Genomic DNA, 13,678 nt, shown 5'->3' with positions numbered 1-13,678 from the left:
GGGGTGTCGTGCTATCAGGAGTATGCCTATCGTGCTATCAGGAGTACGAAAACGCCGGAAAGCCAGTAACGGCGCGGGTTTGCGATCCCTCTAACATTACTAACTTAAATTCTCTAACTATTGATAGAGAAACAGCATTGCGGTGGACAACTGCCGCAGGCCGAAAAAACAGCCAGCAAAAACTCCAAAAACCACCCCGTTCGGCACGGCAAAAACAGTCCGGTCTTCCAAGCTGGAGGGCCGCGCCATGATCGTCGCCTTGCTCAACCAGAAAGGCGGTGTCGGCAAGACCACACTCGCCACGCACATCGCGGGCGAACTGGCGCTGCGCGGTCAGCACGTCGTCCTGCTCGACGCCGACCCGCAGGGTTCATCGCTGGACTGGACGCAGCGCAGAAGCCAACAAGGCTTGCCACGGCTGTTCAGCGCGGTGGGCCTGGCACGCGAAACACTGCACCAGGAAGCCCCAGAACTCGCCAGGCGAGCCGATCACGTCATCATCGACGGGCCACCCAGGATCGCCGCCTTGGCGCGTTCTGCACTGCTGGCAGCCGAACGGGTGCTGATCCCGGTACAACCCAGCCCCTACGACCTGTGGGCCAGCGCCGAGATGGTGGCGCTGATCCGTGAGGCCCAGGTGTTCCGGCCTGCGCTACGCGCGGCCTTCGTCATCAACCGGCGCGTCAGCACCACGGTAATCGGGCGCGAAGCACGGCAAGCCTTGGCCGAGCAGCCGTTGTCAGCGCTGCGCAGCGAGGTGCGTCAGCGCATCGTCTTTGCCGACAGCGTGGCTGCGGGTCGATTGGCGCGGGAGACAGCCCCCGATAGCGCAGCGGCGCAGGAAATCACCGCGCTGGTCGATGAGCTGCTGCGGTGGCCGTCATGAGCGACAACAGCAACCTACCCAACGGCAAACGCCCGGCCAAGCGGGTCGGAATCGGCGCGCGTCCGCCCGCCAATCCGCACGCCGAGGCGTGGATTCGCAAGGGCGACGCGGATGCGCTCAACAAGGGCGACCTCTACACCGCTCGCCTGACCCTCGATATCACGCCCGCCATGCGGGCGCGCATCAAGGTGTCGGCCTTCACGCAAGGCGTGACCGTGGCCGACCTGCTGCGCGGCTTGCTGGAGCGCGAGTTTCCAGAACACCGCAGGGAGAACACGCCATGACCACATCCGTATTGTCTGCTGCCGCACCTGACGCCATTGCGGTCACGGCTGCGCACGCTGCACCGTCCAGCCAGCCTGGTAGCGCGCCGTTGACGCGCGTATCGCTCGCCTACATTGAACCGCGCTTCAAGCTCTATCTGCGCTTCGGCGAACCAGCCCGCACGCTCCAGCTCGACCGCTGGCGGCGCTGCGCCATGTTCCTGCCGGGTGCAATCCTCTGCCGCGTTCGTTGGCAGGCCAACGACTACGGCACGATCCGCTGGCAGCTCATGCTGATGCAGGCTGCCACGCCACTGGACGACATGCAGCGTATCCCCGGCGTGCAGCCAGGCGCGTGCCTTCTCCTGCATGCCGAAGGTGACGCCAGTGTGCGCGCCGTGCTGGAACGCATCGACGGCATCGAGGCGCTGGGGATCGCTGCCATCGACGTGTCGCCCGCGTACTGGCGCACACTCGCCAACCGGCTCGCCGCGCATTTGTCGCTGCCCGAATACACCGCCGAGCGGCACGCCGCCTGGCTGGCCGGGAGGGCGCTGCCATGACGGCCCATCCCACCGCCGCACGCACACCCAAAGCCGCGCCGCTTCCTCGCTCGCGCCTGCGAGCTCGCATCGTGCTGACCGGCTTCGCCGCCGTCGGCCTCGCTGCGCTGGCCTGGGCGGCTTTCGTGCAGCCGCTGCCGCGCCTGATCCACAACCCGTCCATCAGCGTTCCGGTCGGCTGGTATCGCGTCGATCCACAGCGCCACGACACCGGCTTGCTGCCACGCCCCTTGTCCGTAGGCAGCGTCGTCCTGACCACATTGCCGCCAGATGTTGCCACGCTCGCTACGCAGCGCGGCTACCTGCCGGCACACGTTCCGCTGCTCAAACGTGTGGGCGCAGTCGCGCCACAACACGTTTGCATCGTCGCCGGTCAGGCACGCATCGACGGCGTGCCGGTGGCCGCCGTGCTGCCCGCCGACCGGCTGGGCCGGCCGCTGCCATCCTTGCAGCTTTGCCGTCGCCTTGAACCGGGCGAGCTGTTCCTGTTGAGCGTGACCAATCCGGCATCGTTCGACAGCCGTTATTTCGGCCCGATCAGCGCATCCGCCGTGATCGGCGTCGCGCATCCGGTCTGGCTGGAGACACGCCCATGACGGCCGCCGATTCGCTGCACGTTGCCGTGCATCTTATCGTGCCATCGGGCATGTCGTTCTGCTGGCCGTCGCGGTGTCGTCGCGCGTGCAGTGCGGGTGCATTCGCACCGCACTTCGCGCTGCCTTCGGCGCAGCCGTCCAACGTGCAGGCGTCTTGCCTCGAACGCGCCCGGCCTGCGGTCGTCGTTGTGTTCGCCGGCGGTCTGGCTGCAAGCAACGCAGCGCCGCCGGGCCGCCGACGCCTGGAGCGACAGCGAAGGGCAAAGGCGGAAGGCAAGACAAAAGGACGCGGCACTGGGCCGCATCGAAAGCCTGTCTGCACATGGGGGTGGCGCGGCACGGTGCGGCTTCGCCGCCGTGCCGCGTTCGGCGCGAGGGTCGCGCCAATGCAGGCATGTCCGCGTGCTTCGCACGCCAGGACACGCCAGAGCTTGCAGCGAGCACAGCCATGACCGACCGCCGCGACGACGATTTCCGGGTGCGCCCGAGCGCCCCGAAGAACCGGGGCAACGGCCAAGGCCAGAGCTTCGTTTCCAAGGTGCTCAAGCAGACGGGCAAGGCCAGCGGCGGGAAGTCGGCGGTGCGCCATTCCGCCGCGTCCGGCGGCCAAGGCCAGCGGCCCGGCTCGCGCTTGGGGCGCGGCCATACGGCGGCGCGCTTCGCAGGCGCGAAGCTGACCCCCATGTCGCGGCGCGTGACTATCAAGACGCTGCTGGTCAACCAGCGCAACGCCAGCCCACAGTCGCTGGCGAAACATCTGCGCTATATCGAGCGCGATGGCGCGGGCCGCGATGGCGAACCGGGCCGGGCCTACGGGCCGCAGGCCGATGAAGCCGACCTTGATGCCTTCAAGGAACGCTGCCAGGACGACCGGCACCATTTCCGCTTCATCGTTTCCCCGGAAGACGGCGCGGAACTGGACGACCTGCGCACCTATACCCGGCATCTGGTGAACCGCATGGAAGCCGACCTGGGCACGCGGCTGGATTGGGTGGCGGTCGATCACTGGAACACCGACAACCCGCACACCCATCTGATCGTGCGCGGGCGCGACGACACCGGCAAAGACCTCATCATCGCCGGCGACTACATCGCCCACGGCTTCCGCCACCGGGCCGCCGAACTGGCGACCGAATGGCTGGGGCCGCGCACCGAACTGGAGATCCAGCAGACGTTGGGGCGCGAGGTGGAACAGGAGCGGTGGACGAACCTGGATCGCACCCTGCAACGCGAAGCCGGCGACGATGGCCGAGTGCAGATCGAACAGTTCAACGCACCGGTGCTGCAACGCCAGCGTCTGTTGCTGATCGGCCGGCTGCAACGCTTACAACGGCTGGGCCTGGCCGACGAAATGCAGCCCGGCATCTGGGCCGTCCATGCCGATGCTGAGAAGACCTTGCGCGCCTTGGGCGAGCGTGGCGACATCATCCGCACTATGCAGCGCGCCATGAGCGGCCAGCAGCGCGAGCTGGCAGTGTTCGAGCCGAGCCAGAATGATGATGGAGGTGGCCGCAGCATCCTCGGCCGCGTGGCTGCGAAGGGGCTGGCCGACGAGCTGCACGACCGTGGCTATCTGGTCATCGACGGTGTGGATGGCAAGGCCCACTACGTCGCACTGAACGCCCGCGACGAGCTGGCGAACTATCCCACCGGCGCGGTGGTGGAAGTGAAGGATTCGGCCAACATACGCGCGGCCGACAAGAACATCGCCGCGCTGGCGAGCGATGGCCTGTACCGCGCCGACCATCACCTGGCCATCGAACAGGGCCGGGCCAAGGCCGGACGCGATCCGCAGGAGGTTGTCGCTGCCCATGTCCGCCGGCTGGAGGCCCTGCGCCGCGCCGGCATCGTGGAGCGCGTGGCCGATGGACTCTGGAAGGTGCCGGACGACCTGGCCGAGCGTGGCCGCCAGTACGACGCGCAGCGGCTGGGCGACGTGGCGGTGCAACTGAAATCGCATCTTGCAATTGAGCGTCAGGCCCGCGTGATTGGGGCCACCTGGCTGGACCAGCAACTGATCGGCGGCGGCCGTGGGATGGGCGACCTCGGCTTTGGCGGTGACGCCAAGCAGGCCTTGCAGCAGCGCATCGACTTCCTCGAAGAACAGGGACTGGCGCAGCGGCGTGGGCGGCGTGTCATCCTCGCACGCAACCTGCTGAGCACGCTGCGCAATCGGGAGATGGCGCAAGCTGCCGAAGGAATTGCCATTGCAACCGGCCTGGAGCATCGTCCGATTGCGGATGGGCAAAGGGTGGTCGGCATCTACCGGCGCTCCTTGATGCTTGTGAGTGGCCGCTACGCGCTCCTGGACCATGGCAAGGAATTCAGTCTAGTGCCGTGGCGGCCAGTAATCGAACAGCGGCTAGGGCAGCAGATTGCTGCGACAGTGCATGGGAACGGGGTCGCGTGGGATTTCAGAAAACAACGCGGCCTGTGAATTGGATAGAGTAGGCACCACGAAATAATTCTTTTGGCGAGCAAGACACCATCATTGGAGATGAATTCATAACCGCCTTGTACACATGACGCGAGCTATGAGCAGAACTATTTTTGAGCTGACAGATTTAATCTCTAGTCTTAGGGGCATCCTATGAAAAATAATTTGAATGTTTGGCCACGAATAATCGCGCTTCTTCCCTAAGCCAATTTTTTACCATCACGACTGCGGGATGTTCACAAGAACCTAAGGCTGAGAGCAGATAGAAATCACGACCATCCACTGTCGGGCCGAAAGGCACGCGAAGCAATCCTTCGTCGAGAGCATCCGCAACAAGGGCAACACTTGAAAGTGCAACTCCTTGACCCGCAATTGCGGCTTGAATGGTATGTGCTTCGTCAGAAAAGCCGATTTCTGGTCCAGACGGCTTTCCATCCATGGTTGAAGTGGCTAGCCATTGCGGCCAATCCGGAATGCAGTCGTCATTTTTACTCGAACGGAAACGCAATCTCGCAATATTGGAGAAATCGTCGCGATTTTCGGCATTAAGTGAGGGAGCGCAAACTGGCACATATCTGCCAGGAAGCAATACCTCGCTTTCAACACTTGAATCTGGTGGTGTGCAAAATCTAATAGCAAGGTCTGCACTGCCAGCTTTAATTTGAACTGGCGAATCAGAAGAATGTAGGTGCAAATCGACGTTAGGAATAGCCGCCGCGAGGGCAGGCAGACGAGGCAAAAGCCAACGAGCGGCAAAACCGCAGGTTGTGCTTAATGTAACGGATGGCCTGCGGTCTCGACGTTGCAGTTCTTCGATCGCACCCACAATGCCGGTAAACGCAGTGTGGACAGCAGGATACAAAAGTTGGCCAGCATCGGAGAGGCTGACGCTGCGTACCTCACGCGCGAATAACCGGATATCAAGAGCATCCTCTAACTGTTTGATGCGATGACTTACCGCTGTTGGAGTGATCGACAACTCTGTAGCAGCTTCCTTGAAGCTCTGCAGGCGTGCCGCTGCCTCAAAAGCGCGTAGCGCGCTAAGAGGTATGTTCCCGAGGATGTGCTGATGCATGAAGTTATCTCACCTATCGACTGAGAAAAGATCGTTTGTCGTGAAGTCTACTCCCGTAGATCATACGCTTATCGGCAGTTCCATGCCTACATTTGAGAAGGATAGATGAATTATGCTTAATGTTCTTTACCTGGATGGAAGCGCCCGCCCTGGCTCCTCCGCTGAGCAAGCTCACGGCTCGCATACCAGGCGGTTGACGTCGCGCTTCGTGTCTAAATGGCAGGGCATCCGGCCCCAAGATTCTGTCGTTTACCGAGATCTTGGAAAAGCTCCTCCGGCCCAAGTTGACGCGGCGTGGATTCATGCCGCATTTACACCAGCTGAGCAGCGAGAGCCTTGGATGGTTGAGCGACTTGCTGAGAGCGACGCATTGATTGACGAACTTCTGCGAAGCGATTTGATAGTGCTCGGTGTGCCCATGTACAACTTTGGCGTGCCAACGCAGGTGAAAGCTTGGCTCGATAACCTCATCCGCGTGGGTCGTACATTCGGTTTTGATCTGACTCGTGGTGAAGTACCGTATTGGCCGCTCTTGGCCGACCAAGGTCGTCGGGCTGTACTCCTGAGTTCGCGCGGAGACTACGGCTACGACGCAGGGGGACGTCTGTCTGCTGACAACCATGTCGAGGGTGGCGTAATGGCCGCTCTGCGCTATATCGGAATCAAGGACTTCGATTCGATCGCTATCGAGTTCGATGAGTTTAGGGATGCGCGAGTCGTCGAGTCTATTGAGAAGGCCGAGTTGGCTGTTGATAACCTGGTCGAGAATCTGACCGGCTGGGCTAATACTCAGGAAAGCCTTAGTTCCAAAAAATAAGCACTGGCATATTGGGACTTTCGGCGGTCACTGATCCACGAACGGAGCTATACACTACTTTCTAACAGTGAGTGTCTAGTCCCCATATTTTCATTTTTAATTCTGTTAGCGCTTGGAAACACCGGTTGACTAAAACCACTAGCGTAAGGCTCGATTTGGCTGCAATCACATTTTCGGTAATTGAGGCGGCCTATTCAAACAACCCAAATTGTTTCCTGGGTGCCCCTCAGTGCGAGCATAGTGACAGGGTTGACTTAGGAAAGTCCACTTCCTTGGTTTTGCAGGGAGCTTTTTCTTTGATGATTTAAGAGGATCTGATGCCAATTGCATTGTTTGCCCTAACGATATGTTCTTTTGCAATCGGCACTGCCGAATTTGTCATTGTGGGATTGATTCCAATCGTAGCAACGGACCTGGGCGTTAGCCTGCCATCCGCAGGCCTGCTCGTCAGCCTTTATGCAATGGGCGTCGCGGTCGGCGCCCCTTTGCTTACCGCGGCCACGGGGAAAGTCCACCGGAAGATTCTGCTTATCTCATTGATGGCGATTTTCACTGCGAGCAACATATTGGCATGGGCATCACCGAGTTTTGAGACACTAGTCGCAGCTCGGGTGTTAACAGGACTAGCTCACGGAGTCTTTTACTCAATCGCGACCATCATTGCCGCAGGGCTTGTTCCAAAGGAAAAAGCCGCCAGCGCTATTGCGATAATGTTTACAGGGCTGACCGTAGCACTTGTCACTGGTGTGCCGATTGGAACCTTTATTGGGCAGATTTTTGGTTGGCGCTCGACCTTCCTCGTTGTGGCTACTTTGGGAGCAATCGCAATATTGGGAACACTTTTGTTCGTTCCTAGCAACATCCCCAGTAGCAAGCCTGCAACATTGCGGCAACTTGCCAGCGTGCTAACGCACCCACGCCTGATACTGGCCTATGCAATTACCGCTATTGGCTACGGTGGGTCTTTCGTAGCCTTTACCTACCTCGCGCCAATTCTTGAAGAAATCACGGGCTTCTCGGCAGCAGCAGTGAGTGGCGTGATGCTTTTGTATGGCGTGTCTGTTGCAGTTGGAAATCTGTATGGTGGAAAGCTTGTAGATCGCTACGGTGCTGTGCCCGCGCTTCGTTCGATATTCTTGGCATTGACAGTTGTCCTTATCGCATTGGCATTCACTGCATCAAGCAAATGGATGATGCTCATCACCGTTCTGATATGGGGTGCAGTCGCCTTCGGAAACGTTCCTGGTCTTCAGTTTTATGCCGTTAAACAAGCCGAGCGTTATGTGCCGTCTGCCGTGGATGTCGCTTCCGGGCTGAATATCGCGGCATTCAATTTGGGGATCGCCGGAGGCGCTTCTATAGGGGGGATGATCGTGGCAAGGGGAAGTTTGACATCCACACCTTTGATCGCTGCAATATTCGTATTTTTGGCATTCGCTCTGACAGTATGGGCGGGCTTTCTCGATAGAAGAAAGCGAGCTGGTCATTTATCGGAATGCTGATCCTTTATTGCTTAGTCATGTATACAGTCAGAAACCAGCTAAAAATTAGAACTGAGGCTGGTACTGGCTTATAGCTCGGTTGATATTGTTACGGCTGCTGGGAGCAACTGATTCGTCTTGGGCAGCGTAAGCGCAGTGCGGCGTTGCCCGGACTTTAGGAAAAACGGAGAACGCACCTGTGGCAAGTCGTCCGAATCCAACGTATGCAAATGCTGTGATGTGGATGCTGTGGCCTCAATGGGTGTAGCAACGCAATACGGAGGCAACGGAATCATTGCGGGGGCACAGCATTTTGCGCTCCTGCAAATTCGGAAGAAACCACGATATCAGTCGACATTATGAAGAACGAAATATCTAAAAATCACGGGTTTGTGAGTATTCGCGGGGCACGGGAAAACAACCTAAAGAACATTGACGTTGAGATTCCCCGTGATTCGCTGGTGGTCTTCACGGGTATCTCGGGTTCGGGCAAGTCGTCCTTGGCTTTCGGCACCTTATATGCCGAGTCGCAGCGTCGCTACTTGGAATCAGTTGCGCCTTATGCACGTCGGCTGATCGACCAAGCGGGTACGCCGGATGTGGACGCTATCGACGGTCTGCCACCCGCCGTGGCGCTGCAACAGCGTCGGGGTACACCTACCGCTCGGTCCTCTATTGGGAGTCTGAGCGGCATTTCCAATTTGGTGCGGCTCCTTTACTCCCGTGCGGGCCGGTATCCCGTGGGGCACCCCATGCTGTATGCGGAAGACTTTTCGCCCAACACACCGGAAGGTGCATGCCCGCATTGCCACGGCATGGGCAAAGTCTATGAAGTTACCGAACAGTCGATGGTTCCGAATGACGGCCTGACGATTCGCGAGCGCGCTGTAGCGGCCTGGCCCACTGCGTGGGGTGGGCAGAATCTGCGGGACATCCTCGTCATGCTGGGACACGACGTCGATGTGCCATGGCGAAAGCTTCCCAAGAAATTGCGCGACTGGATTCTTTTTACTGAAGAGCAGCCTACCGTCCCGGTGTATGCCGGAGCCAGCCATGAGGAAGCCAAGGCCGCGCAAAAGACTGGTTTGTCGCCAAGCTACATGGGCACATTCAGCAGTGCGAAGCGGCATGTCTTGCACACCTACGCACACAGCAAGAGCGCGCGTATGCGCGAGCGGGCCGCGGCATTCATGGTCAGTAGCGACTGCCATGTTTGTGGTGGAAAGCGCATCAAGCCTGAGGCTTTGACGGTCACCTTCTCGGGTCTCGACATCGTTGAGCTCGGGCGGTTGACGCTCGACGAGATGGCAGTGCTCCTTACTCCGGCGGCCGAAGGCAGGCTCGGACAGGAGATCCCAGCAGCCAGCATTCATGCGGGTCTTCCCACCACGGCTGGCGGTAAACGCCGCTCGGGATCGACGACAAAGCCCGTACCTGAATATGCCCAGGAGCAGGTGCTTGCTGCCCAGCGATTAGCCCAGGAAATTACCTCGCGCATCAGCGCGATGACACAGCTCGGGCTTGGGTATCTGTGGCTCGACCGCGCGACGCCATCGCTGTCCTCGGGCGAGCTGCAACGCCTGCGTCTGGCCACGCAACTGGTATCACAGCTTTTCGGAGTCGTGTACGTACTCGATGAACCGTCTGCAGGATTACACCCCGCAGACGGCGAAGCACTGATTGCTGCACTGCATCGGCTCAAAAGAGTTGGCAATTCCTTGTTTGTGGTGGAGCACGATCTGGCCACCATGGGCGAAGCGGACTGGTTGGTAGACGTCGGACCCGACGCTGGCGCCCATGGAGGAGAAGTTCTCTATAGCGGCCCTCCTGCTGGGCTAGCGAAAGTTAGTCGATCCAAAACGGCGCGCTACCTGTTCCCGGCCAAGAGCGACAGAAAGGTTCAAGTTCGCCGGGATGCCCTTGAGTGGCTACGCCTTGAAGGCGTTGTGCGCCATAACCTTAAAAATGTGGACGCCGCGTTTCCGACGGGGTGTCTGACGGCGGTGACCGGAATTTCTGGCTCTGGGAAGTCGAGTCTGGTCAGTCATGCACTGGTCGAACTTGTAGCGCAGGAGCTCGGCACGCCTTTGGTTGACGCCGAGCACAACGATGGCGATAGCTCGCCCAGTAGCGCGCAATCCTTCAGCGACCTGCAAGACGATGATCCGGGTGCTGCCAGCAATAGTGCAGGCGTCGTGACGGCGGGCCGCTTGGCGGGATTGGTCGGTATCAAACGACTGGTTCGGGTTGATCAAAAGCCCATCGGCCGCACGCCACGGTCCAACCTGGCAACTTACACCGGCTTGTTCGACGGCGTACGCAAGCTGTTCGCGGCCACACCTGCAGCACAGCGGCGCCGCTATGGGCCAGGGCGTTTTTCCTTCAACGTCGCACAGGGACGATGCCCAAAGTGCGAAGGCGAAGGCTTTGTGAGCGTGGAGTTGCTGTTCCTCCCGAGCGTGTACGCACCGTGCCCGGAATGCCACGGTGCTCGTTACAACCCGGCAACGCTTGAGATCAAGTGGAAGGATCTGACGATTGCGCAGGTGCTTGACCTCACAGTGAAGGATGCCTGCGAGGTGTTTTCGGATGAGCCTGCCGTACTGCGACCACTGATGCTGTTGCACGACATCGGCCTGGGCTATCTGCGACTGGGGCAGCCTGCGACCGAGTTGAGCGGGGGTGAGGCGCAACGCATCAAGCTCGTCACCGAGTTGCAGCGGCTGCAGCATGGCAACACCCTTTACGTGCTGGACGAGCCCACCACTGGACTGCACCCGGCGGATGTCGATCGCTTGCTCCTGCAACTCGATGGATTGGTCCAGGCAGGCAACACAGTTGTGGTGGTCGAGCACGACATGCGCGTGGTCGCGGCGTGTGATTGGGTCATCGACATGGGACCAGGGGCTGGCAATTCGGGAGGCCGAGTGGTGGTCAGTGGGCCTCCAGAGGTAGTGGCTGCCGTAAAGGCAAGCCGGACAGCGCCTTATCTCTCCAATGAACTGGTAGGCAAACAAACGGCTTGCTTCGTCAGATCAACCAGCAAGGCCTAAGGCCTCCTGCAACCAAGAATGAATGTGAATACTGAAAACGCAAGATTGCTCAAAACGCGCCGGGCATTGTTCGGATGTTTCCTCGTGCTCGGCTTTGTCATGGCCTCCTGGATCGTGCGCACGCCCTCTATCCGCGACGCTCTGAGCGCATCCACAGCAGAGATGGGTCTGATCCTTTTCGGGTTCTCGCTTGGCTCGATGGGCGGGATTCTGCTGGCCGGCAACATCGTGGCCCGTATTGGTGCAGATCGTGCAGTCTGCGCTGGCATGACGCTCGCTCTGGCGGGCCTGATCGTGCTGTCGAGCGGTACTCACCTCGCTTTGGCTTGGATGACAGGCTTTGGCTTGGGCCTGGTTGGTTTTGGAATGGCCCAGGCCGAAGTGGCCGTCAACGTGTTGGGGGCGCATGTGGAACGTGGGCTGGGGCGACCCGTGCTAACGCTGGTACACGGCTGCTTCAGCCTGGGTACGACGCTCGGTGCCGTGTGTGGTCTGCTACTGGTTGCAAAAGGCTTGTCCGTTACCTCGCACATGCTCGTCGTCTGTGCGCTGCTGTGTCCGATGCTGGTCTATGTCGCCTACGGTGTGGTCGGATCACACGGCGCACGCGCGACTGATTCCGCAAATAAGCGAGGCTTCATCACGACCATCAAGGATGATCCGAAGCTCATCCTCATCGGTGCAATTGTGCTGGCTGTGGCGCTGGCCGAAGGCTCCGCCAACGACTGGCTACCACTGCTGATTGTGGACGCGCACGAAACCTCTGAAGCCATTGGTTCGCTTCTGTTCGTCGCTTTCGCTGCGACGATGACATTGGGACGGTTCTTGGGAACCGGGGTGCTGAGCCGTTTCGGACCCGTCAACGTAATTCGCGCCAGTGCGCTTATCGGCGCAGTCGGAATACTAATAGTAGTTCTGGCCCCAACCTTGTCTGTGGCAGGTATCGGCGTATTTCTTTGGGGAATCGGTGCATCACTGGGCTTTCCTGTAGCGATGTCAGCCGGTGCCTCAGTTGGACATGATCCATCCGCGCGCATCGCGGTTCTGGCCACGATCGGCTACACGGCCTTTCTTGTCGGCCCTCCGCTACTCGGCTTCATCGGCGAGCACATAGGCCTACGGCTCACGATGCTATTTGTCATGGCTCTATTGGCTCTGCCATTGCTGTTGGCAACCACTTTGCAAAGGCGTAGTTCATGAGCCTTCACAGGATTCTTCAAAACCTTGAGCCCGCACTAGGCACGCGAGCGACATAGTTTCACCATGGCTGGTTCGCGTCATCACACGCTGATCAGACACTTTCAATACGCGCGGATTCTTTCTGCCAACCTAGAACTGGAGAGCGTCATGAAACTACACAACGTCCCTTACGACTTCGTTGCTTCGCAAGGGTCTGACTGGAAGGTTGACAACAACAGCGGTCGCGTGACCACCACCGCACCCGGGCATAGCGACATCTTCATAGATCCGGGCCGCGCTGGATCCGTAGTGTCGTCTGCCAGCCGTCACAATGCGGCGACGTTGATGACTCGCATTCCGGCCGGTGACTTTCAATTCAGTGCCACAGTACACGTCGAGTTCGGAGCCACCTTTGACGCGGGTGTGCTGCTCTTGCGGGTCGATGAGAGCACCTGGGCGAAGCTGTGCTTCGAATATTCCCCAGACGGGGAGCCCATGGTGGTTTCAGTCATCAATAAAGGTGGCACCTCCGACGACGCGAATGCTTTTACTGTGGATGGCAAGCAGGTAAATCTGCGCATTTCTCGTAAAGAGAACGTGTACGCGCTGCATGCTTCAGTGGATGGCGTGAAGTGGATTTTCGTGCGGGCATTCGCTTTTGACAACACCGAGGCGGAGCCGGAAATTGGCTTTGAGGCGCAATCCCCCAATGCCGATGGCTGCAATGTCTCGTTCAGCAACTACGCGTTGACCGACGTGAGCATCGCCGACTTCCGCAACGGGCTCTGATGGTATCTCGACGTCTCTGCATGCATCAGATTGCGCAATCGGTAATTGGATGCATGCCAAGAGACCGGGACGCTATGTCCCTGCCCATTTTCTCCTATTACACCATTCATGTGCGTTTGATGGCTTCGGCACAAACCCACCTTTTTTCGCCTTTGGTTACAGGCGGCGTCACGATCCCAAACAGGGCTTGGGTAGCCCCCATGTGTCAGTACATGTCTAAAGATGGCGTGCCAAATGACTGGCATCACGTTCACCTCTCTGGATTCGCGAACGGCGGGTTCGGTCTAATCGCGCGCATCGCGGTTTTGGCCACGATCGGCTACACGGCCTTTCTCGTCGGCCCTTCGCCACTCGGCTTCATCGGCGAGCACATCGGCCTTCGGCTCACCATGCTTGTTGTTCTAACGCTGTTGGCTCTGCCGTTGCTGTTGGCTCCCACCCTGCAGAGGCATAAGGCATAAGCTTTCGGCACGCTTTGAGCGTTGCCTTGACTGTGGTTCTTGTGGTGAGTGGGACTGTTGAATAACCAAGGCTCTTAT

12 protein-coding genes are annotated in these 13,678 nt (G+C 59.2%); 11 read left to right on the top strand and 1 reads right to left on the bottom strand.

Going from position 1 to position 13,678, the window contains the following annotated elements; translation table 11 throughout:
• The first annotated feature begins 247 nt into the window (after positions 1 to 247).
• From parA to H4F65_RS16030, 5 genes are all read left to right on the top strand, one after another.
• The gene (parA, locus tag H4F65_RS16050) at positions 248 to 886 is read left to right on the top strand and encodes a ParA family partition ATPase (RefSeq protein WP_010280408.1); all 639 of its coding nucleotides are present in this window, start codon (positions 248 to 250) and stop codon (positions 884 to 886) included.
• Entirely contained in the window at positions 883 to 1,170 is a 288-nt protein-coding gene (locus H4F65_RS16045) for a hypothetical protein (RefSeq protein ID WP_010280407.1), read from the top strand. The genes parA and H4F65_RS16045 overlap by 4 nt, the downstream gene beginning before the upstream one ends.
• Positions 1,167 to 1,712 carry a DUF2840 domain-containing protein gene (locus H4F65_RS16040; RefSeq protein WP_010280406.1) on the top strand — a complete coding sequence of 182 codons (546 nt, stop codon included), beginning with the start codon at positions 1,167 to 1,169 and terminating at the stop codon, positions 1,710 to 1,712. Before H4F65_RS16045 ends, H4F65_RS16040 begins: the two co-directional genes overlap by 4 nt.
• A complete protein-coding gene (locus H4F65_RS16035; RefSeq protein ID WP_010280404.1) occupies positions 1,709 to 2,308 on the top strand; it encodes a S26 family signal peptidase in 600 nt (199 codons plus the stop codon). The genes H4F65_RS16040 and H4F65_RS16035 overlap by 4 nt, the downstream gene beginning before the upstream one ends.
• Before the next feature lie 448 nt (positions 2,309 to 2,756).
• Positions 2,757 to 4,745: a relaxase/mobilization nuclease and DUF3363 domain-containing protein gene (locus tag H4F65_RS16030; RefSeq protein WP_010280400.1), complete on the top strand. Its 1,989-nt coding sequence runs from the start codon at positions 2,757 to 2,759 to the stop codon at positions 4,743 to 4,745.
• Between the two features lie 151 nt (positions 4,746 to 4,896).
• Here H4F65_RS16030 and H4F65_RS16025 read toward each other — a convergent pair whose 3' ends face one another.
• A complete protein-coding gene (locus H4F65_RS16025) occupies positions 4,897 to 5,820 on the bottom strand; it encodes a LysR substrate-binding domain-containing protein (protein WP_010280399.1) in 924 nt (307 codons plus the stop codon).
• Between the two features lie 112 nt (positions 5,821 to 5,932).
• Here H4F65_RS16025 and H4F65_RS16020 point away from each other — a divergent pair, with 112 nt between their 5' ends.
• The 6 genes from H4F65_RS16020 (at position 5,933) to H4F65_RS15995 (ending at position 13,600) form a co-directional block, all read left to right on the top strand.
• Positions 5,933 to 6,637 (top strand): FMN-dependent NADH-azoreductase, encoded by a 705-nt coding sequence (locus tag H4F65_RS16020; protein ID WP_010280397.1) that lies wholly within the window; start codon positions 5,933 to 5,935, stop codon positions 6,635 to 6,637.
• Between the two features lie 317 nt (positions 6,638 to 6,954).
• Complete coding sequence (locus H4F65_RS16015) at positions 6,955 to 8,139, top strand: MFS transporter (protein ID WP_010280393.1); 1,185 nt, start codon at positions 6,955 to 6,957, stop codon at positions 8,137 to 8,139.
• Between the two features lie 338 nt (positions 8,140 to 8,477).
• Complete coding sequence (locus H4F65_RS16010; RefSeq protein WP_010280391.1) at positions 8,478 to 11,171, top strand: excinuclease ABC subunit UvrA; 2,694 nt, start codon at positions 8,478 to 8,480, stop codon at positions 11,169 to 11,171.
• An 18-nt stretch (positions 11,172 to 11,189) separates the two neighbouring features.
• Positions 11,190 to 12,371 carry an MFS transporter gene (locus H4F65_RS16005; RefSeq protein WP_010280389.1) on the top strand — a complete coding sequence of 394 codons (1,182 nt, stop codon included), beginning with the start codon at positions 11,190 to 11,192 and terminating at the stop codon, positions 12,369 to 12,371.
• 147 nt (positions 12,372 to 12,518) lie between these two features.
• Positions 12,519 to 13,139 carry a DUF1349 domain-containing protein gene (locus H4F65_RS16000; RefSeq protein ID WP_010280387.1) on the top strand — a complete coding sequence of 207 codons (621 nt, stop codon included), beginning with the start codon at positions 12,519 to 12,521 and terminating at the stop codon, positions 13,137 to 13,139.
• Positions 13,140 to 13,213: 74 nt separating this feature from the next.
• The gene (locus H4F65_RS15995) at positions 13,214 to 13,600 is read left to right on the top strand and encodes a hypothetical protein (protein WP_039319956.1); all 387 of its coding nucleotides are present in this window, start codon (positions 13,214 to 13,216) and stop codon (positions 13,598 to 13,600) included.
• Positions 13,601 to 13,678 lie beyond the last annotated feature (78 nt).

The organism is Pectobacterium brasiliense (assembly GCF_016950255.1).
GTDB classification, from domain to species: domain Bacteria; phylum Pseudomonadota; class Gammaproteobacteria; order Enterobacterales; family Enterobacteriaceae; genus Pectobacterium; species Pectobacterium brasiliense.
Note: the sequence above shows the minus strand (reverse complement) of the source record. Positions and strands in the feature narration are given on the sequence as shown.

Bases quoted from the DNA above. Each gene is read 5' to 3' on its own strand.
- H4F65_RS16020 (WP_010280397.1), top strand. From the start codon at position 5,933: ATGCTTAATGTTCTTTACCTGGATGGAAGCGCCCGCCCTGGCTCCTCC.
- H4F65_RS16005 (WP_010280389.1), top strand. From the start codon at position 11,190: ATGAATGTGAATACTGAAAACGCAAGATTGCTCAAAACGCGCCGGGCA.
- parA (WP_010280408.1), top strand. From the start codon at position 248: ATGATCGTCGCCTTGCTCAACCAGAAAGGCGGTGTCGGCAAGACCACA.
- H4F65_RS16015 (WP_010280393.1), top strand. From the start codon at position 6,955: ATGCCAATTGCATTGTTTGCCCTAACGATATGTTCTTTTGCAATCGGC.
- H4F65_RS16025 (WP_010280399.1), bottom strand. From the start codon at position 5,820: ATGCATCAGCACATCCTCGGGAACATACCTCTTAGCGCGCTACGCGCT.
- H4F65_RS16035 (WP_010280404.1), top strand. From the start codon at position 1,709: ATGACGGCCCATCCCACCGCCGCACGCACACCCAAAGCCGCGCCGCTT.
- H4F65_RS16040 (WP_010280406.1), top strand. From the start codon at position 1,167: ATGACCACATCCGTATTGTCTGCTGCCGCACCTGACGCCATTGCGGTC.
- H4F65_RS16045 (WP_010280407.1), top strand. From the start codon at position 883: ATGAGCGACAACAGCAACCTACCCAACGGCAAACGCCCGGCCAAGCGG.
- H4F65_RS16030 (WP_010280400.1), top strand. From the start codon at position 2,757: ATGACCGACCGCCGCGACGACGATTTCCGGGTGCGCCCGAGCGCCCCG.
- H4F65_RS16000 (WP_010280387.1), top strand. From the start codon at position 12,519: ATGAAACTACACAACGTCCCTTACGACTTCGTTGCTTCGCAAGGGTCT.
- H4F65_RS15995 (WP_039319956.1), top strand. From the start codon at position 13,214: ATGTCCCTGCCCATTTTCTCCTATTACACCATTCATGTGCGTTTGATG.
- H4F65_RS16010 (WP_010280391.1), top strand. From the start codon at position 8,478: ATGAAGAACGAAATATCTAAAAATCACGGGTTTGTGAGTATTCGCGGG.